21 protein-coding genes are annotated in these 19465 nt (G+C 40.0%); 15 read left to right on the top strand and 6 right to left on the bottom strand.

The annotated features are described in order from the left end of the window. Nucleotides 1-61: 61 nt before the first annotated feature. Nucleotides 62-715 carry a bifunctional tRNA pseudouridine(32) synthase/23S rRNA pseudouridine(746) synthase RluA gene (gene rluA / locus PHAL_RS0111695; protein WP_016708599.1) on the bottom strand — a complete coding sequence of 218 codons (654 nt, stop codon included), beginning with the start codon at nucleotides 713-715 and terminating at the stop codon, nucleotides 62-64. A gap of 849 nt (nucleotides 716-1564) precedes the next feature. Here rluA and PHAL_RS0111705 point away from each other — a divergent pair. The 4 genes from PHAL_RS0111705 to PHAL_RS0111720 are packed head-to-tail and all read left to right on the top strand — an operon-like array spanning nucleotide 1565 to nucleotide 6210. Continuing rightward, nucleotides 1565-2569 carry a Fe(3+) ABC transporter substrate-binding protein gene (locus PHAL_RS0111705; RefSeq protein WP_016708601.1) on the top strand — a complete coding sequence of 335 codons (1005 nt, stop codon included), beginning with the start codon at nucleotides 1565-1567 and terminating at the stop codon, nucleotides 2567-2569. Beyond that, nucleotides 2569-4200, top strand: a complete 1632-nt coding sequence (locus PHAL_RS0111710; RefSeq protein WP_016708602.1) for an ABC transporter permease — start codon at nucleotides 2569-2571, stop codon at nucleotides 4198-4200. Before PHAL_RS0111705 ends, PHAL_RS0111710 begins: the two co-directional genes overlap by 1 nt. 12 nt (nucleotides 4201-4212) lie before the next feature. After that, on the top strand, nucleotides 4213-5262 hold the full coding sequence (locus PHAL_RS0111715) for an ABC transporter ATP-binding protein (RefSeq protein WP_016708603.1): 1050 nt from the start codon (nucleotides 4213-4215) through the stop codon (nucleotides 5260-5262). Nucleotides 5263-5310: 48 nt separating this feature from the next. After that, nucleotides 5311-6210, top strand: a complete 900-nt coding sequence (locus PHAL_RS0111720) for a Dyp-type peroxidase (protein WP_016708604.1) — start codon at nucleotides 5311-5313, stop codon at nucleotides 6208-6210. Here the strand turns inward: PHAL_RS0111720 and argR are convergent. Continuing rightward, complete coding sequence (gene argR / locus PHAL_RS0111725; protein WP_016708605.1) at nucleotides 6207-6674, bottom strand: transcriptional regulator ArgR; 468 nt, start codon at nucleotides 6672-6674, stop codon at nucleotides 6207-6209. The genes PHAL_RS0111720 and argR overlap by 4 nt on opposite strands. A gap of 225 nt (nucleotides 6675-6899) precedes the next feature. Between argR and mdh the strand changes: the two genes are divergently transcribed. Further along, nucleotides 6900-7835 carry a malate dehydrogenase gene (mdh, locus tag PHAL_RS0111730; protein ID WP_016708606.1) on the top strand — a complete coding sequence of 312 codons (936 nt, stop codon included), beginning with the start codon at nucleotides 6900-6902 and terminating at the stop codon, nucleotides 7833-7835. A 98-nt stretch (nucleotides 7836-7933) separates the two neighbouring features. Here mdh and ispB read toward each other — a convergent pair whose 3' ends face one another. Continuing rightward, the gene (ispB, locus tag PHAL_RS0111735; RefSeq protein WP_016708607.1) at nucleotides 7934-8905 is read right to left on the bottom strand and encodes an octaprenyl diphosphate synthase; all 972 of its coding nucleotides are present in this window, start codon (nucleotides 8903-8905) and stop codon (nucleotides 7934-7936) included. Between the two features lie 420 nt (nucleotides 8906-9325). Here ispB and rplU point away from each other — a divergent pair, with 420 nt between their 5' ends. The 5 genes from rplU (at nucleotide 9326) to PHAL_RS0111765 (ending at nucleotide 12249) form a co-directional block, all read left to right on the top strand. Continuing rightward, nucleotides 9326-9637, top strand: a complete 312-nt coding sequence (gene rplU, locus PHAL_RS0111745) for a 50S ribosomal protein L21 (RefSeq protein ID WP_006794538.1) — start codon at nucleotides 9326-9328, stop codon at nucleotides 9635-9637. Between the two features lie 16 nt (nucleotides 9638-9653). Continuing rightward, a complete protein-coding gene (rpmA, locus tag PHAL_RS0111750; protein ID WP_016708608.1) occupies nucleotides 9654-9911 on the top strand; it encodes a 50S ribosomal protein L27 in 258 nt (85 codons plus the stop codon). Nucleotides 9912-10068: 157 nt separating this feature from the next. Beyond that, nucleotides 10069-11226, top strand: a complete 1158-nt coding sequence (gene cgtA / locus PHAL_RS0111755; protein ID WP_016708609.1) for an Obg family GTPase CgtA — start codon at nucleotides 10069-10071, stop codon at nucleotides 11224-11226. Between the two features lie 74 nt (nucleotides 11227-11300). Continuing rightward, nucleotides 11301-11792 (top strand): type 3 dihydrofolate reductase, encoded by a 492-nt coding sequence (folA, locus tag PHAL_RS0111760; RefSeq protein ID WP_016708610.1) that lies wholly within the window; start codon nucleotides 11301-11303, stop codon nucleotides 11790-11792. A gap of 79 nt (nucleotides 11793-11871) precedes the next feature. Continuing rightward, nucleotides 11872-12249, top strand: coding sequence for a DUF3718 domain-containing protein (locus PHAL_RS0111765; RefSeq protein ID WP_016708611.1), 378 nt, complete (start codon nucleotides 11872-11874; stop codon nucleotides 12247-12249). An 88-nt stretch (nucleotides 12250-12337) separates the two neighbouring features. Here PHAL_RS0111765 and PHAL_RS0111770 read toward each other — a convergent pair whose 3' ends face one another. The 3 genes from PHAL_RS0111770 to PHAL_RS0111780 are packed head-to-tail and all read right to left on the bottom strand — an operon-like array spanning nucleotide 12338 to nucleotide 14519. Continuing rightward, complete coding sequence (locus tag PHAL_RS0111770) at nucleotides 12338-13534, bottom strand: sensor histidine kinase (RefSeq protein WP_016708612.1); 1197 nt, start codon at nucleotides 13532-13534, stop codon at nucleotides 12338-12340. A gap of 8 nt (nucleotides 13535-13542) precedes the next feature. Then, nucleotides 13543-14247 carry a response regulator transcription factor gene (locus PHAL_RS0111775; protein ID WP_016708613.1) on the bottom strand — a complete coding sequence of 235 codons (705 nt, stop codon included), beginning with the start codon at nucleotides 14245-14247 and terminating at the stop codon, nucleotides 13543-13545. Next, nucleotides 14247-14519, bottom strand: coding sequence for a hypothetical protein (locus PHAL_RS0111780; RefSeq protein WP_138973945.1), 273 nt, complete (start codon nucleotides 14517-14519; stop codon nucleotides 14247-14249). Before PHAL_RS0111780 ends, PHAL_RS0111775 begins: the two co-directional genes overlap by 1 nt. A 450-nt stretch (nucleotides 14520-14969) precedes the next feature. On the opposite strand from PHAL_RS0111780, the gene PHAL_RS0111785 reads away from it, so the two are divergent. From PHAL_RS0111785 to PHAL_RS0111805, 5 genes are all read left to right on the top strand, one after another. Next, nucleotides 14970-15674: a DUF3581 domain-containing protein gene (locus PHAL_RS0111785; protein ID WP_016708615.1), complete on the top strand. Its 705-nt coding sequence runs from the start codon at nucleotides 14970-14972 to the stop codon at nucleotides 15672-15674. 103 nt (nucleotides 15675-15777) lie between these two features. Next, on the top strand, nucleotides 15778-17022 hold the full coding sequence (locus PHAL_RS0111790; RefSeq protein ID WP_016708616.1) for a DEAD/DEAH box helicase: 1245 nt from the start codon (nucleotides 15778-15780) through the stop codon (nucleotides 17020-17022). A 43-nt stretch (nucleotides 17023-17065) separates the two neighbouring features. Beyond that, nucleotides 17066-18043 (top strand): sensor domain-containing diguanylate cyclase, encoded by a 978-nt coding sequence (locus tag PHAL_RS0111795; RefSeq protein ID WP_016708617.1) that lies wholly within the window; start codon nucleotides 17066-17068, stop codon nucleotides 18041-18043. Between the two features lie 299 nt (nucleotides 18044-18342). Then, the gene (locus tag PHAL_RS24125) at nucleotides 18343-18546 is read left to right on the top strand and encodes a hypothetical protein (RefSeq protein WP_138973946.1); all 204 of its coding nucleotides are present in this window, start codon (nucleotides 18343-18345) and stop codon (nucleotides 18544-18546) included. A 142-nt stretch (nucleotides 18547-18688) separates the two neighbouring features. After that, nucleotides 18689-19201, top strand: coding sequence for a hypothetical protein (locus tag PHAL_RS0111805; protein ID WP_016708619.1), 513 nt, complete (start codon nucleotides 18689-18691; stop codon nucleotides 19199-19201). Nucleotides 19202-19465 lie beyond the last annotated feature (264 nt).

A 19465-nucleotide genomic window follows, 5' to 3' on the forward strand; every position in this document is an offset into this window, starting at 1 on the left:
CGATGAGTCAATAAGTCGTTATCGGCTTGAATGATAAAAAGTTTAGCCTTGATTTTAGGACTTAAAAATCAGGCTCTGCCGTAAATGTCATGATTTGTCCTGTTAACGGGTGCGCTAGTTGCAACATTTGTGCATGTAATTGAAGTCGTTTTGCACCAGCTAATGCATCGGCATGAGCATAGAGGCGATCGGCTAAAATTGGGTGTCCTAGTGATAACATATGTACGCGTAACTGATGAGAGCGGCCAGTGATTGGGGTAAGCTCTACCCGTGTCGCATGTGCTTCATATTCAATCACATTGTAGTGAGTTAATGATGGCTTACCATTATCATGATCAACCATTTGTTTTGGTCGATTAGGCCAATCGCAGATCAGCGGTAAATCAACCGATCCTGACTGTGGTTCTAGTTTTCCATAAACCCGCGCTATGTAGCGTTTAGCTGTTTGGCGTTCTTGAAATTGCATACTTAAATTACGATGCGCAGCTTTATTCATCGCTAAACAAATAATACCAGAGGTTGCCATATCTAAGCGGTGCACAATTCTAGCGGTAGGAAATACGCGATTAACGCGAGCAATTAAGCAGTCAGCGTGTTTAGGATCTTTGCCTGGTACGGTGAGTAGTTCACTGGGCTTATTAACAATCAGTAAGTCATCATCTTGAAAGATAATGCTCAAATACGGATCTAGTGGGGGGTTGTAGTTAATTAACACGGCGGGCCTCAGTGGTTTATCAGCGCGCTATTTTAGAGAAGTCAGCGCTTATATACAATGAGTTGTTTTTCAGACAAAAGAAAAGCGCGAACTATCGCTAGTCGCGCTTGCGGAATCTTCTAATTTTCTGCATCCTGCAATTGAACTTAATCAACTCCTAATCTTTACAAATCCATGTGATCACGCTGTTACTTGTTCGTTCTGCGTGATGAAGGCGCTCCGAGCCTATCTCCTGTGTGCTTCCTTGTCATCCCTATTGGTAATGTCTATTACCGATCCCTTACGCACCGTCCTGATGCTATCCATTTATTAACAGTTCCATTGCGTTGCCCTCAAGGCCTGTCCATTCGTCCGCTTTTTTAACTTCCTGTCTAACAACTCTCTTGCGAGCCCTGTTGTTTATCCTTTTCGCATCATCTTGACGCTGTCCGTTTATTTACTATCCATAGTGTTACTCTTCCTGAGCCTGTCCATGAGTCCATTTTTTCCTAACGTAACCTAAAATACGAGGTTTATGAGTAAGCAATCCTTGTCCGTTTACTCATTTAAGCGTCACTGCTTAACCGATGAAGTAAGTATAGAGAGAATCTGCAAACAAAATAGGCTAAAAACAACAACGAAAATTAGGTCATTATTTTGTAATGATGTTAAAGTTGTTATTTTTTAAATAGTTACCTTGTATGCTTCAGTTTTTTATCGTGTTTTATACTCAATAGCTGTCATAACCGTGAGATATATCGCACAAGTGATTTCCATTATGGGTGTAGTCACCTTTGATTACGATTTAATGGGTGCACAGATTCAAGGGACAAGTTATGATAATTGTTATTATTTATATGGAAGCGACTTATGAAAAAAACATTAGCAGTTTTAGTTGGCTTAGTGGTAGCCGCCCCCGCGTTTGCAAACGAAGTAGTCAATATTTACTCTTTTCGCCAACCGTTTTTAATTCAGCCAATTTTAGATGATTTCACAGCGCAAACAGGGATTAAAACTAATGTTGTGTTTGCTAAAAAAGGGCTAATTGAGCGAGTTAAACGTGAAGGGAAACACAGCCAAGCGGATTTAGTGCTGACTTCAAACTTTAGTGATTTAGTTCAGCTTGATGAGCTTAATTTAACTCAAACAATTAGCAGCGAAACGGTTAATAATAATGTGCCTGCTAAGTTTCGTGATAGTGAAGGGCAGTGGGTTGCCTTAACTAAACGGGTGCGTAATGTTTATTCATCAAAAGAGCGCGTGGGAGCATTACCACATTTAAGCTATGAAGAGCTGGCTTTACCTAAATACAAAGGTAAAATTTGTACTCGCTCAGGTAAGCACCCTTATAATTTAGGGCTTGTAGCATCAATGATTGCTCATCATGGCGAAGCTAAAACAAAAACTTGGCTTGAAGGGGTGAAAGCAAATTTAGTTCGTAAACCGCAGGGCAATGACCGTGGGCAAGTGAAAGCAGTTAAAGAGGGGTTGTGTGACTTAGCATTGGGCAATAGTTATTACCTTGGGAAGATGATTGAAGATCCTGAGCAAAAAGCATGGGCCGATGCTGTATATATCAACTTCCCTAATCAAGATAACAGAGGTTCGCACATTAATGTTTCAGGCGTGGTTATGACCAAGTACGCGAAAAACCCAGAAAATGCCTTGAAACTTATTGAGTATATGACCGACAATAAGGCACAAAACATGTACGCCTCGGTCAATATGGAATATCCGGTTAAGCCTGGCGTTGAATTATCAAGCTTAGTAGCATCGTGGGGCAGCTTCAAGGAAGACAGTTTAGCGCTTGATGAAATTAGCAAATATCGTCCTTTAGCACTTAAGCTAATTGATGAGGTGAAGTTCGATCTTTAATGCGCTTTAAATTTTCGCTGTCACGATGGCAGTTTTTTGCGTGGGTTATTGGCTTACTGTTAATAACCCCGTTATGCTTTTTGTTGTTTGAATCTCTGCAAGGTGATTCCGAGGTATTTAGTCACCTCTGGGATACAGTATTGTGGGATTATACTCGCAATACACTATTATTGATTTTAGGGGTTGGCGTTGTCAGCTGCCTCATTGCTTTACCATTGGGGTGGCTCACTGCTTATTGTGATTTCCCTGGCCGCAGGCAGTTTGAGTGGGCGTTAATGTTGCCGTTAGCAATGCCCACGTATATTATCGCCTACGTTTACACAGACTTGTTTGATTATGCTGGCCCGGTGCAAATAGCACTGAGAAATTGGTTTGGTTGGCAAGCCCCCTCCGATTATTGGTTTTTTGATATCCGCACTTTACCTGGTGCAATTATGATGATTGCGTTAGTGTTGTATCCGTACCTTTATTTGATTTTTAAAACTGCGTTACGCGAGCAATCATTTAAGTTAGTACAGGCTAGCCAGTTAATGGGACATTCACCTAGACATAGCTTTTATAAGGTTAGTTTACCGCTGTCGCGTGGTGCTATTGTGGCAGGGCTTGCGCTTATTAGTATGGAAGCAATGGCTGATTTTGCAACGGTAAATTACTTTGCAGTAAGCACGTTAACAACAGCGGTATACGATACGTGGTTAGGCTATTACTCCTTAACGGCAGCTGCAAAAATATCAGCAATTATGCTGCTTATTTTATTCTTAGCGCTGACAATGGAGCGTTACAGTCGTCGTAATCAAGCGGTATTCGAACGTCAATCAGGGGTTAATAGTGATACGTTATATACCTTAACGGGCAAAAGCGCATGGTTAGCAACCGCATTTTGTTTTGTGGTGCTGTTTTTTGCCTTTGTACTACCTGTTGCAGTATTGGTGGGTTATGCAATTTCATATGCTGAGCAAGCGTGGAATAGTGCCTTTTTCCTTTATGCATGGCAAAGCTTTAAAGTCGCAATTATTGTGAGTGTAGTAACAATTGCGCTGAGCTTACTTGTGGTGTTTTATCAGCGTATTGCTAAGCAAGCGTATCCGCTTATTCCTGGGCGCTTAGCCAGTATTGGCTACGCATTGCCCGGTACAGTATTAGCAATAGCTGTATTGCTACCTTTAACCTTACTCGATGATAAATTAAACACGTGGTTAGAACCCGCGGGTTTTTCACCCGGCTTATTATTGAGCGGTACTTTATTTGCTATCATTTTTGCTTATGTGGTGCGTTTTTATGCGATTGCTCATGGCGCTGTTGAGGCAAGCTTTATGCGTATTAGCCCCTCCCTAGATATGGCAAGCCAATCAATGGGAAAAAGCCAAGCTCAAACATTACGTAAGGTACATATCCCGTTGTTACGGCGGGGTATCTTAACGGCTGCGCTGTTGGTGTTCATAGAATGTATGAAAGAGTTACCAGCCGCTTTATTACTCAGGCCGTTTAATTTTGAAACACTCGCTACCCATGTTTTTCAATATGTTAGTGATGAACAATTAGAATTAGCCTCCATTTCGGCGTTAGCAATTGTATTGGTTGGGTTAGTACCTTTGTATTTTGTTAATCGCTCGATGGAGCAACGTAGCTAAATGAGAAGTTAAATGAGCAGTTTAGTGTTAGAAAATTTATCGTATCAGTATAACGGCACGCCAGTAATAACAGGGTTGGATTTGGTCGTCGCTCAAGATGAGATTGTCTGTTTGCTTGGCGCCAGTGGCTGCGGTAAAACCACCACCTTAAAAGCGATTGCAGGGTTGCTAGCAACCAAGCAAGGAAAGGTATTTATTGGTGGTAAGCTTGTTAGCGATGAACGCACATTTTTAGCGCCTGAATACCGTAATATTGGCATGATGTTTCAAGATTATGCGTTGTTCCCGCACTTAACAGTAGCTGATAATATTGCTTTTGGCTTAACAAAAATGAGCAAAATACAAAAACAGCAACGGGTTAATGAAATGCTTGAGCTTGTGCACTTAGTTGGCTGTGAAAAACGTTTTCCCCATCAACTCTCGGGTGGCCAACAGCAGCGGGTAGCTATTGCCAGAGCGCTGGCTTATAAGCCCAGTTTATTGTTATTAGACGAGCCGTTTTCAAATATTGATACTCAAGTGCGTTTTGAACTTATTGCAGATATTCGGCGCATTATTAAAAATCAGCAAGTATCCGCTGTATTTGTCACTCATTCAAAAGAAGAGGCCTTTGCCTTCGCCGATACACTCGCGATTATGGACTGCGGTAAAATTGCGCAACAAGGCACGCCTGAGCAGCTTTTTAACACGCCAAACTCAAAGGTGGTTGCAGAATTTCTTGGTCAGGGCATATACTTAGACGCTGAAGCATTAACAGCAACTGAATACAGTACTGCTTTTGGGCGAGTTGAGTCACTGCTTGCACACAGTCATGCAAAGCGCGTTGGGCAACTCTATGTTCGCCCGCATCATTTAGAACTAACGCCTTTGCAATCAAAACACAGTAGTGTAAACACGGTGACTGTATTAAACCGTCGTTTCGTTGGCTCGCACTTTGTCTATAAAGTCATGATTGAAGGGCAAGAAATTGATGTTGCTGCTCAGTCGGGTCAATCATTTTTAGTAAATGAAGATGTCACTATAAGAATAACACCGCACACGGTTAATTTTTTCGCTGAATAACTACATTCGCGTTACGCCGTGTAGGACTTTTTGAGTTAAGGAAATATCATGGCGCAAGCGCAGTCAGGGATTTGTGCTGAAGCAAACTTGCACGGTTTACATTTATTTTTTAATGTACTTGATGGTCACGATGAGTCATTACGCAAAAAATTAAAATATGTTAGCGCTATTCAAGATGAGTTTGCGGATCAGTTTTCTGAATCTATGCTCTCTAGCGTGGTTGCGGTAGGGGCGCAGTATTGGCCACATATATTGCCAGAATTCCTGCCGAGTCAACTACAGAGTTTTCCTAACATCACCCATAACGATCATGTTATGGGTGCACAGCCATTTGATTTATTTATACAAATTCGTTCTGACAGAGAAGATGTGAATCACCTGTTTGCATTACAAGTGCTTAAGTTATTCGCCCCTGATGTTGAACTTGTTGAGCAAGTAAGAAATTTTCGGTTTCTTGATGGGCGTGATTTTAACGGTTTTATCCTCGGTGGTGATACTCCGCATGGCCGTCAAAAGCGCCTAACTGCACTCATTCATAAACCCGAACACTTTGAAGATCAAGGGAGTTATGTGCATGTGCAACGTTATAAACATGACTTGAGTGTATGGCAAAATCTGCCGCTGAGTGAACAAGAACAAATTATGGGCCGTACGCGCTTAGACAATAAGTTAATAGAGCCGGCACAGGACAACAGTCATGCTACCCGCACTGAACTTAAAAATGAGCAAGGGCAGCCACTGCAGCTAAATCAAAACATGCCGTATGGTGATGTTTATGAGCAGGGGATATTAGCGATCAGCTATGCGGCACTAGGCAATGCATTTGAGCAAATGCTATTAAGTCGGTTGGGGCAGGGTGATTGCTATGACCACTGGCTTGATTTTACGCAAGCCGATATGGGCTCTGCATTTTTCGCCCCATCAATTAATTTCTTAAAGCAGCTTTAAACTGTATCAAATAGAGTGCGTACGCGCTCTAACGTTACATCAATTTCGGAGATTTTTGCGGGGGCGATAAAAATAGTATCATCACCGGCAATTGTTCCCAGCACACCATCTGCTTTACCTAATGAATCTAATAAACGGGCGATCAGTTGTGCCGCACCTGGGCTGGTGCGAATGATGATCATCATTTCGTTATGCATAATATCAATTACCAACTGACGTAACGGGCTTTTTGCGGTAGGCACCCCCATTTCAGCGGGTAAGCAGTAAACCATTTCTTGTTTGGCATTGCGGGTACGAACGGCGCCAAACTTGCTCAACATGCGTGAAACTTTACTTTGGCTGATATTATCAAAGCCTTGTTCTTTTAAAGCATCGACGATCTCGCCTTGAGAACCAAAATTCTCTTCTTTTAAAAGTGATTTAAAGGCTTTAACTAACGCTTCTTGTTTATCTTGTGGTTGCATGTGGTTGTTCTGCTCTGTTATTTGATGACCTAAATTCTACACAAAAATGAATATTTATGCAGTAGTTGTTTAGCTTTGCGTACTCTTTCGCCGTTGTAAATAAAAAAATTTACAACTATGGTCGAAATTATATGCAAAATAAGCAGGATAAATTTGTCTTTAGGCGTTAATTTCATTATCTTTAGAGCCACAAATATTTCCTACCTCAAATTACGGAGAATTCCAATGAAAGTTGCTGTATTAGGTGCTGCTGGCGGTATCGGCCAAGCGTTGTCTTTATTATTAAAAACAGGCTTACCAGCTGGTTCTGAATTATCACTTTATGATGTTGCTCCAGTTGTTCCTGGTGTTGCTGTTGATCTTTCTCACATCCCAACTGACGTTAAAGTAGCTGGTTTTGGTGCTGACGCACTTGATCAAGCATTAACTGGTTGTGATATCGTTCTTATCCCAGCTGGCATGCCACGTAAGCCTGGTATGGACCGTGCTGATTTATTCAACGTAAATGCCGGTATTATTAAAACGCTAGCTGAAGGCATTGTTGCTAACTGCCCTAAAGCATTAGTGGGTATTATCACTAACCCAGTAAACGGTACTGTGCCAATTGTTGCTGAAGTATTTAAAAAAGCGGGTACTTACGACGCTAAGCGCGTTTTCGGTATCACTACTTTAGATGTGATCCGTTCAGAAGCATTTGTTGCTGAGCTTAAAGGTGTTGATGTGGCTACTGTTAAAGTACCAGTTATTGGTGGTCACTCAGGCACAACGATTCTACCTCTACTTTCTCAAGTTGAAGGTGTTACTTTCACAGATGAAGAAGTTGCTGCACTTACTCCACGTATCCAAAATGCAGGTACTGAAGTAGTTAACGCTAAAGCGGGCGGTGGTTCAGCTACATTATCAATGGGCGCAGCAGCTGCTCGTTTTTGTATGTCTTTAGTTAAAGGTCTACAAGGCGAAGACGTTGTTGATTACGCTTATGTTGCTGTTGAAGGCGGCGATGCTGCATACTTTGCACACCCAGTACGTTTAGGTAAAAACGGCGTAGAAGAAATTCTTGCTTACGGCGAACTAAGCGCATTTGAAGAGCAAGCTAAAAACGACATGCTAGATACGCTGAAAAAAGACATTCAAGAAGGTGTTGATTTCATCAACGCATAAGCTTGATTTACCTCGGCTGTTAGTTGAGGTAAAGATTAAAAAAGCCTGCAATTGCAGGCTTTTTTATGCTCGAAATATTGTGTATTTAATACCGGTTATTAATGACTGCGATCGACCGCTATTCGGGCAAGGCTAATTAAAGCCTCTTTATATGGCGATTCATCTAATACAGCTAAACAGGCAATTGCCTTATCAGCTTCTTCGTTTGCTTTATCCATTGTGAACTCTAGGGCTTTGGTCTGGGTTAGGGCTGTTAAAATCGCCTCTAAATGATCCATACCGTTATTGTGTTCAATGGCATCGCGAATTAACTGTACTTGTTCTTCATTACCGTGACGCATGGCGTAAAGCAAAGGCAGTGTTGGCTTACCTTCAGCTAAATCGTCACCGATATTCTTCCCTAGTTGCTCTGCATCTGCATTGTAATCAAGTACATCATCAACGAGTTGAAAAGCGGTGCCCAAATGCATGCCGTATAAATTGAGTGCTTTTAATGTTGCTGCATCCTGCTCGGTAATAATAGCTGCAAGGCCTGTGGCTGCTTCAAATAACTTTGCAGTCTTAGAGTAAATAACCTGCATATAACTGTCTTCAGTGGTATCAGGGTCATTACAATTCATTAGTTGTAATACTTCGCCTTCGGCAATGACATTGGTGGCATCGGCAAGTATTTGCATCACTTGCATTTTGCCAAGTCCTACCATCAGCTGAAATGAGCGGGTGTAAATAAAGTCACCAACCAACACGCTTGCAGCATTACCAAACTCAGCATTGGCTGTTGGTGTACCGCGACGTAAATTTGATTCATCAACAACATCATCATGTAATAATGTCGCCGTGTGAATAAATTCAACAATAGTTGCTAAAGTGATATGATCTTTGCCTTCATAGCCAAGCGCCTTAGCCGCCAAAATAGCTAACATAGGGCGAACACGCTTGCCGCCACTGTTCACTATATATAAGCCGAGCTGATTGACGAGTGCTACATCAGAGCGCATTTGTGCGTAAATTAGTTGATTGACGTCATTCATATCGTTTTCGATTAACGCCTGGATAGCTTTTATATCCATTGATCTCCGAGCCAAATTTAATGGGTATACGGGGCTGATTGTACAACAAAAAACGGCTTTGCTCGACAGTTTGTGACGATTCGCTGAAAAAACACGGTTATGCAGCTTAATTTAACCTTAATTAGTAAAGATAACTTTTTTATTTAAGAAATTAACGCCAATTCAACATGCTTATTTTTATTCCTTGAGGTAGTTTGCGCATGGTGTAATTTATTTGTCATCAAACGCTAAAAAGGCTTGGCATAATGCCAATTTAATATAAAATGGAGGAAAATATTGAATCGCTCTCAATGCAGCTATTTTTTATTCATTTAATTAATAAAACAGGCTTGCTAGTTTTTGCACATTAGCGTAAACTTCGCGCCCTATTGAATAATATTTTAGTTGCGTCGATTTGAGGGCGCACAGACGGAGTTAATTATGTACGCGGTTTTCCAAAGTGGTGGTAAACAGCACCGTGTGACTGAAGGTCAAACAATTCGTCTTGAGAAATTAGACGTTGAGACTGGTGCAGCAGTTGAATTTGATTCAGTACTTTTAGTTGCTGATGGTGAGAAAATCGAGATCGGTGTACCGTTCGTAAACGGTGGTAAAATAACAGCTGAGGTTGTTTCACATGGTCGCGGTGAGAAGATTAAGGTTGTTAAATTTAGACGCCGTAAGCATTCTCGTAAGCAAATGGGCCATCGTCAATGGTTCACAGAAGTTAAAATCACTGGCATTAGCGCTTAATTAGAGGTACTTAGAAATGGCACATAAAAAAGCAGCTGGTAGTACTCGTAACGGTCGCGATTCAGAAAGCAAACGCCTAGGTGTTAAGCGTTTTGGTGGCGAATCAGTTCTAGCGGGAAGCATCATTGTTCGTCAACGTGGAACTAAATTTCACGCAGGCGTAAACGTAGGTATCGGTAAAGACCACACTATCTTCGCAAAAGCGGATGGTAAAGTTCAATTTGAACAAAAAGGTCCTTTAAACCGTAAATACGTAAGCATCGTATCTGAGTAATCAGAGCCGGTTCTTAAAAAACCCCGCCTTTGCGGGGTTTTTTGTTTTAAGTCTGTTACTAATCTATACCCAAGTGTTTTTTATGCAGAGTGTGCTCTATAGGCCACTTAGGTATATAATAGTGAAATTAACAAGCCAATCCCTAAAGTGAGTAATCATGAAGTTTGTAGATGAAGTAGAAATTCGCGCAGAAGCTGGAGACGGTGGTAGCGGCATTGTATCTTTCCGCCGTGAAAAATATGTCCCAGATGGTGGACCTGATGGGGGTGACGGTGGTGATGGTGGTAGTGTTTATCTACAAGCTGATGAAAACTTAAATACCCTTATTGATTATCAGTTTGAACGTTTTCATAGAGCTGAACGTGGTACAAATGGTCGCAGTCGTAACTGTACCGGCAAAAAGGCTGATGACTTATATGTCATGGTGCCTGTTGGTACGCGCATTACTGATGTGGATACTCAAGAAGGGCTTGGTGATTTAACTCAGCATGGCCAAAGAATTTTGGTTGCAAAAGGCGGTTTCCATGGCTTGGGGAATGCGCGTTTCAAATCAAGTACTAACCGCGCTCCGAGACAAAAAACATTAGGTACGCCAGGTGAAGTACGTAATCTTAAGCTTGAGTTATTGTTATTAGCTGATGTCGGTTTATTAGGCTTACCTAACGCAGGTAAATCGACTTTCATTCGAAGTGTGTCGGCAGCACGCCCTAAAGTGGCTGACTATCCGTTTACTACGCTTATTCCTAATTTAGGCGTGGTGCGCCCAGAAGCAAATAAATCATTTGTGATTGCTGATATTCCAGGTTTGATTGAGGGTGCCTCGGAAGGTGCTGGTTTAGGTATTCGCTTTTTGAAGCATTTAGAACGTTGTCGTGTGCTATTACATATTATTGATGTGATGCCTGTGGATGGCTCAAATCCAGTTGATAATGCATTTGCGATCATTAATGAATTACATCAATATAGTCCTAAGCTAGCAGAAAAACCACGTTGGCTAGTTTTTAATAAAATAGACTTATTACCGGAAGATGAAGCCCAAGCATTATGTGATCAAATTGCAGAAGAGTTAGGTGAGACAGAGAATATTTATCATATCTCAGCAATTAACAAATTGAATACTCAACCGTTAATTCATAACATAATGACACTGCTTGAGAGCATGCCAAAAGAAAAGTTTGTGCCAGTTGAAGATGAAGAAGTTGAATTCAAATGGGATACTTATCATAGAGATGCTACGAAGAAGAGTAATGACGACGACGATTGGGATAGTTGGGATGATGACGACTATGACGTTGAAGTTATTTATGAACGTTAGTAAAAATTAGAATGTTATAAAAGGAGCTTGTGCTCCTTTTTTCTTGTTTAATGAAAAAGTACTAGGGTATTGATGTGAAAATTTCAATGATTGCAGCCATGGCAAACAATCGCGTAATTGGTCAAGATAATAATATGCCATGGCATTTGCCAGCTGATTTACAGCATTTTAAAGCGGTTACCATGAGTAAGCCGGTGATCATGGGACGTAAAACATTTGAGTCAATTGGCCGTCCGTTGCCTGGTAGACATAATATAGTGATAAGCCGTAATAGCGACTTTGAAGCCACAGGTGTTGATGTGGTGTCATCGCCAGAGGCCGCAATTTCATTGGTTTGCGAATGTGATGAAGTGATGGTGATTGGCGGTGGTAACATATATCAACAGTTCTTAGAGCGTGCGGATACGCTTTATTTAACGTTTATAGATCTTGATGTTAAAGGGGATACTCAATTCCCTGATTATGAGGGCGCCGCCAATTGGCAAGTTGTAGATGAGCAACATAATCAACCTAGTGATAAGAATTTACACGCATATACCTTCGTTACATTGGATAAAATTAAGTAACATTATTGCGAATAGGCTGATAGGTTGGTACAATATTAGCCAACTAAGGTAGTTATAAAGTATTACACAAGGGTATACAATGATTAAATTATCAACATTACTAGTTGTTTCGGCTGTTGTTTCTGGCTCTATAGCTTTCAGTGCGCCTGTTAAAGCGGATGATCAGTTAGCTGTTTCAATCTGTGAATACATAGCTGCGGATGATAAAAATCGTCTACGTGATAAGCTAAAAAGTTCACGTGTTAAAATTCGTAACATATACGATGCTGTACAGTGTAATGGCCTTAATTTACTGCGCCATGCAATTGCTAGTAATGCTGCTGATGCTGGTGAGTACGTTGTGAAAAACTTATCTAAAAGCTCTTTAGAAGATGGTGCTGATATCACATGGGCTGAATCAAACGGCCACGCAGGATCTGCATTAATCCCTGTAATTAAAGATCGTGCAGGCTTATAAAAGAAGCAAATTTAATTATAAAAAACCGCGTTCATATCGCGGTTTTTTTATACCTGTTTGATACGCTCTATTTAGCCCGCTAGCTGGATTAAAGTGTTGATTGTTTAGGCCAACTAAGTGTTACCTTTGCACCACCTGTTACATTACTGTTGGCCATAATAACATCTCCACTGTGCCAACTAGCAATGCGTTTTACGATATACAGGCCTAGTCCATAACCGCTGGCAAGGTTATCATTTTCACCTTGTTGGAAGGGGTCGATTAAAGATGTAGCATTGACAGGAAGACCTTGGCCATCATCTTCGACACTTAAATAATAGTGTGTGTTATCTTCTGTAACACTAATATTGATAAGCTTTTTTGCGTATTTTGACGCATTTACCAATAAGTTCTGTACAGCAATAGCTATGTAATTAGCTTCACAGCAGAGTGTTTTAACTTGGCTGTTTTGTACTATTGTTAAATTTTCATACAAGACATATTTTTCTATTTCAGCCTGAATTAATTCTTCAATATTGGTTGTTTCTTGTTCAAAGTACTGCTGTTGATGTTCAATGCGAGCAAAGTGTAAGTATTGGTCTAACCGTTGTTCTATTTCATCAATATCCTGCTGGATTTGCTCGTTTATTAGGTCATCCTCAGTTAATGATAGGGCAAACCGCATCCGCGTTAATGGCGTACGTATTTCATGTGAAATAATACGCGATAGATCACGGTGTAAATGAATGAATTGCTCTATGCGTTGTGACATCTGTGAAAATGTATTGGCTAGTGGCGCAATTGAAGAGTTGGGTTTTATTGCGGGTTGCATCATTACTGGTTGCTGGCTAAATTGGTCTGCAGCTGTTTGTAAGATGCTTAAATCTCTAAATACGGGTCTTATTAAAATAAGAATAATGCTACCAAGCAAAATATAGAATGCAAAAAAAACAATTAGATTATTATTTTCATGGTGATTTTGCGGGAGAGGGCCAACTCGATATACAAAGCCCGTTCGCTCACTGGGTAGGTAAATAACGCGTTGGTTATTTTGATTGTTAACTGTAATGATCCCTTCAGTTACTAACTGTTTATGTAGCGATTGCGGCAATGCTAAATCAGCATGTGGAATTTCAGCGATCTGTTGCTCCTTATTTGCAATTAATTGCTGAAAATTTTGTACGGTAAACGGTATGCTGGGCGTGTCTTGCTCAAAAAAGTAGTTATATAACTGACCAAAAATAACGACTAAAACAATTAAACTTGCCGTAATAAAAATATAAAGTCGCAAAAATTGCTGAGTCATATGTTGTTCTATTTATTCTCTTTAGTGTTAATAATGTCTAGGCAATAACCTTTACTACGTACAGATTTTATATCTAGAGTGATGCTGCTTTTTTGGTTACTAAATAGCGTAGTTAGTTTTTTTCTTAATCGACTTATTTTTAAGTCAATAGCACGGTCTAAACCGTTATAGTTACGACCAATAACCTGTTTAAAAAGTATTTCCCGTGATACAGGGTGCGGCGCATTTTTTATTAAAAAAGCAATAATCTCGAACTCACTGTCATTTAAGTTTAATGGAAGTCCGGCAAAATAGGCTTCACGTTTGGTCTGATTGAGAGTAAGTGGTTGCTCAATGCTGTCACGTTGTTGGGTCGGATCATTTTGTCGTAAAATTGCATTAATTTTTGCAAGCAAGAGTTCTGGTTTGAGTGGTTTGATCAAATAATCATAGGCACCTAAATTTAGGCCTTTAATGTGAGATTGATCTGAGTCAAGTGCAGTTAGAAAAATGATTGGGCATGTATGTTCAGTACTTAACTGTTGAAATAATTCAAAGCCATTGCCGTCAGGTAGCATAACATCACAAATAATTAAAGCGGGTATAAAGGTTGCTTTATGTTGTTTGTAGTCAGCTACACTGTTAAATACATCGATAGTAAACCCTTGCTTTAATAAGAACAATTGTATTAATTTTGCGAGTTTTAAATCATCTTCAATTAAATAGATATGCATTACAAGCTCCAGCCAAATTGACGTTTCGAACTGTGAGAGTTTTTTGGGTTATAGATGGTTGTTTTTTGCTCTGTTACAACTCGTTGTTCAATAAAAATAGGGTTACTGAGCCGCACTATAATGCCATAGTTTACTCTAATTTGCAGAGGTTCATCGATACTTTCTTGTGTGTTAATGTAGTTAGTTTTATTGATTTGCGCTGTTGCTTTAAATTTCAGTTGCGATTGCATCGCAGCAAGAGGCTTACTGCTTGTATCAGGGCATAAAATCATTATTAAAAACTTTAACGTATACACTTTCAAAACCTAAGTATCAGAGGAATTATTACATAGTCGAATAAGCGGTGGCACAGCTTAAATTATATGGGGTATAGTTTGTTTGCTATACAACATCACCTGACACGGTTTTCTCATAATTATATAGTTTAATCGTATATTATAAGAAGAGACCTGTTCAGGAAAAGTACAATGATGATTGTTGTTACCATCGTGAGCTCATTATCGCTAACTCTATTATTCACTATTATCCAGCAGGAGTTAACCTATGCTACATAATGATACAGTTTTGAGTTTTCGTTAACCGAGGAAGAGTTAGTAAGTGGGTAATGAAAGTATTTTTATCGATTTGCTTTTTTTGAAACAAAAGTTTAACAGATTCGACCTCTATTACATTTTTATCTGGTAGAATAGGCAGGTTATAAGCAGTTTAAGCAGTGAACAACTATGTTAAGTCCTTTTTATCAGCAACATGCTGATCATATCTCTATATCGCGTGAGCAAGGCTGTCGTTTCGCAAAATGTGTAGCCGATGATTACAACCCGCTACACGATAAAGACGCAAAGAAGTTTTGTGTTCCTGGAGATTTACTTTTTTCATTGGTATTAAATCAGTATGGTATCAGTGAAAAAATGGAATTTACCTTCGCAGGCATGGTTGATGAGACTACCAAACTCAGCTTCCCTGAAGGCGCCGATGAGTTTGATATTACCAGCGGCGAAAAAGTCATGTTAAAGGTAAAGCGTGACGGTAAAACCAGTCAGTGTCAAACACTCACCGATAGCCTAATAAAGAATTACGTTGAGTTTTCCGGCACCACTTTCCCGCATGTGATTATTCCACTTATGGGTAAGCAAGATGTAATGATTAACCCAGCTCGCCCTATGGTTATCTATGAATCAATGTTAATTAACCTTGATACATTAGACATTCATGCACCTACGTTAGAGTTTGCCGAGCCGAGTTTTGAATATACCGGTAAACGCGGAAAAATTACCTTACGTTTCAACTTACTTGAAGAAGGTAAAAAAGTAGGGAATGGTGAAAAACACATGCTAGTGTCTGGTATTCGTGAATATTGCCAAGATACTGTTGATGATCTTATTTCGTTTTATAATCAGCGTAAAGAAACGCTTAAGCCCGTTGCATAAGCAACACGAACTTGAAGATTTAAATGAAGGCGCGCAAGCGCCTTTTTTGTTACTTATTTTGTGCGTACAATAGCGCCATTATTAGTTATTTCAAGTCAATGCTATGTCTGCTGCAACCTTTACGGATCTTCATCTCGACCCTTTACTGCTTAAAGCACTTGAGCTCAATGAATATCAAACGCCTACGGCTATTCAACTACAAGCCATTCCATTAATTTTAGCCGGTCACGATGTGATGGGCAGTGCACAAACGGGCACAGGTAAAACAGCTGCGTTTGTACTTCCTTTACTACACAAGCTATTAACAAGCGAGAAAAAAGACGAGCAAGGTATTGCGCGAGTGCTCATTTTAACGCCTACCCGAGAGCTTGCTCAGCAAGTATTTGCCAGCTTTGAAAAGTACGCGCAAGGGTCTGATATTAAAGGGGCATTAGCCTATGGTGGCGCAAGCATTGGCCCGCAAGTTAAAGCAATGAAAGACGCGCAAGTGGTGGTTGCAACGCCAGGACGATTACTTGATCACATCATCAAAGGCAGTATTAAACTCTCAAGCGTAGATTCTTTGGTATTTGATGAAGCTGATCGTATGCTAGACATGGGCTTTATTGATGAAATTAAGCGAATTTTGCGCCATGTACCAAGTGATCGGCAAACCTTATTATTCTCAGCGACTTTTGATGACAGCGTGTTTGAACTGAGTAAAAAGTTACTTAAAGATCCTAAATTAATTGAAGTTGATAAGCGTAACTCGGCTGCTGTCGAAGTTGAACAAGTGATTTACGCGGTTGATGAAGATCGCAAACGTGAACTTGTATCACACATGATTGGTATGAAAAATTGGCGCCAAGTGCTTATTTTCACACGTACTAAACAAATGGCCGACAAACTTGCTAAAGAAATGTGCAAAGATGGCCTGAAAACAGAATCTATCCATGGTGATAAATCACAAGGCGCACGTGATAGAGCATTACAGAACTTTAAAGAAGGTACGACCCGTGTACTCGTTGCTACCGATGTCGCTGCTCGCGGCTTAGATATTAGCTCATTAAAGTATGTGATTAACTTTGAACTACCATATATAGCAGAAGACTACGTACACCGCATTGGCCGTACTGGCCGTGCAGGTGAACAAGGTTTAGCTATGTCACTGGTGAGTCTTGATGAACAGTGGCTACTAGAAGAAATTGAAGTATTATTAGATACTCGTCTTACTCCGCAGTGGTTGACCGGCTATGAGCCCGACCCAAACAAAAAGCCTAAAGATAATCGAAAAAATACGAATAAATCGCGAAAAGAACGGGATAAAAAGCGAATTTTAGGTAAAAAAAGTTCAAACCGACGCCGATAAGTTTCTTATACTTAAAGCTCTGCAACTAGCTTGAGTAAGTAGTATGTTTAAAACTAATCAGTGGGTGTTCTCAGGAAAAGACAGTCAAATATCTTTACAAAAGTGGCAAAAGACAGTCGATTTAATGACTGAATTATTTTCAGCCCCTGCAGGTTTTGTTGTTCAAGCTACTGACGCTGGTTACCGAATTGTAGTTGCCAGCGAACAGCGAGAAAACCCGTATAAAGCAGGGGAGGTCGTGCCACTTGATACAAATATTTTCTGTAAAAAAGTGGTGCAAGACAACCAAGCTTTATATGTGAATCATGCAAGTAAAGATGATATGTGGCTAGACAACCCTGAGGTTACGCAAGACGGGTTTGAGTCATACCTAGGTTTGCCGATACATTGGCCTGATGGTGAAGTGTTTGGCACTTTTTGTGTCATGGACTTTGAACAAACGGATTATCAGCGCAATTACTTGGAATTAATCAAGCAACTCAGAGACATGGTTGAAGATGATTTAGCATTAATAAACAGTTTTGTGCAAATGCGCGAAATTGCAATGTTAGATCCACTCACTCATATTTATAACCGCCGCGCTCTGAACTTACTCGCCCAACAAAAGCTCAGTTTATCAGGCCGATTAGGCTTTGATGTGTGTTGTTTATTCATTGATATAAATGATTTTAAAAAATTAAATGACAACTATGGCCATGAAATTGGTGATCAAGCCTTAATGACACTCGCCAAAACACTAAAGTCTCATTTGCGTGATGCTGATATTATTGGTCGTTTAGGCGGGGATGAATTTGTTGCGTTGATTCAGATTTCTGACAAACGATTAATTAGTCATGTGATAGATAAAATAATTAATGCTTACCAAGCAGAGCTTGCAGATAAAAACCTACCAAATTTAACCTTGAGCATAGGACGTAGTTTTAACTCTTCAGAAAAAGAGTCGTTCGAGGCATTACTAGATATGGCAGATAAAGATATGTATAGCGTAAAACAAGCGTTTAAGTTAGCCAAAAAACCTTAAAGACCTCACCGGACAGCCAGCTAAGAGCGATAACCAGTCACTAAAGAAATTAAATTTATTCCTGTGTTTTAAGTAGAAATCTAATTTTGTCCAATAACATTATTAAACGCCGTATTGGGGCAAAATAACAGGCTTAACCCTAGCTGTTTTAATTATTTGTTTACAAAGGTAATTATTGGTGAAATTATCAGGGTATGTAATATACGCCGTTTTGGTGCGTTATAAACCACCAAAATGGTGTTCAATAAGCGTTAACTGGCTCTTTAGCATTGTGCATATAATTAATTGGGAGTGATTATTTGTCAGCATTTTTGAGAATACATTTTCAAATGTTATTTGCTCACTTCGGTATTGCATTATTTTCTGGAAGCATTATCGGTTGGGCAGAAGGTTTAGATAAAGGGCTATTGTTCGGTGTTATTTACTTCATGTTTATGTTTATCGTTCATTTTTATATATTTTATAAGCACAGGGAAAGTTACGGTAAAAATCCATTTAAATAAAATGCATTGACCTAAAGCCAGTTAACAAGGCAAATTAAAAAATGCGGACAAAAAACAGTTGGCTTTGTTCGTACCTCACAAATTTTAGCCAACTATTTTTAGCCGTTTATTTGCGGCGTTAGGGCTAAAAAGGATAGTTTTTATGGAAAGTATGAATATGAACAAAGTCATGTTGCTAGTCGATTTCATGGGCATTGGCGAAGATTTCATTTTCCATTTGGAAGCCAAATACAAATGTGTAATTGAGGTCGGAGAGTTAGTCGATGCACTTGATAAGGAAGGTATCGAGCCACCTTTGGATGAAAATATAATTCACAGCTTTATTTCATCGTCTAGTTACTTAGATACTTGCACCCCAATATTAGAACGTATAGTTCTACGCGATGAAGATAGTGTTTTACCTGGTGGGATTGAAAGTGAACTCACCAAGAAGAAGTATAAAATTAAGGGTGAAGTTTGGGACGTACACCAAGATGACGTTGACCCTTTCCCTTCCTCGCCACATGCACATAATTACGATGAGAATGTGGTTATGCACCTAGGCACGGGAGATTTATATAGAAGTCGAAAGTTAGTTGGAAGGGTAAACAAAAAGCACTTTCTGAGGCTAAGAGCGCTAATTAATAATGTTGAACTTCCAGCATTGGAAATTTAGCCCTAATCGGGTAGCCGGAGGTCTCTAACCTCCAGCCCCCACACCACCCATCATGCGCTTTTTATTTGCAGGAAGTGCAATGGGCGGTTCATCTCCCGTAATGAATATTGATCCAAATATCGCTTAATGACGCTAAACCTTGTGACGCTAAGTAGTCATTGCCTAGCGCAATGTTAATTCCTTTTGTTTTGAGCTGTGACAAGAGTCTTCGCTTGCAAGCGCCTACTTTTGGTGCAGGTGTACCACAAGCTATGGCGAGTCGTT

Source organism: Pseudoalteromonas haloplanktis ATCC 14393 (assembly GCF_000238355.1).
GTDB classification, from domain to species: Bacteria; Pseudomonadota; Gammaproteobacteria; order Enterobacterales; family Alteromonadaceae; genus Pseudoalteromonas; species Pseudoalteromonas haloplanktis.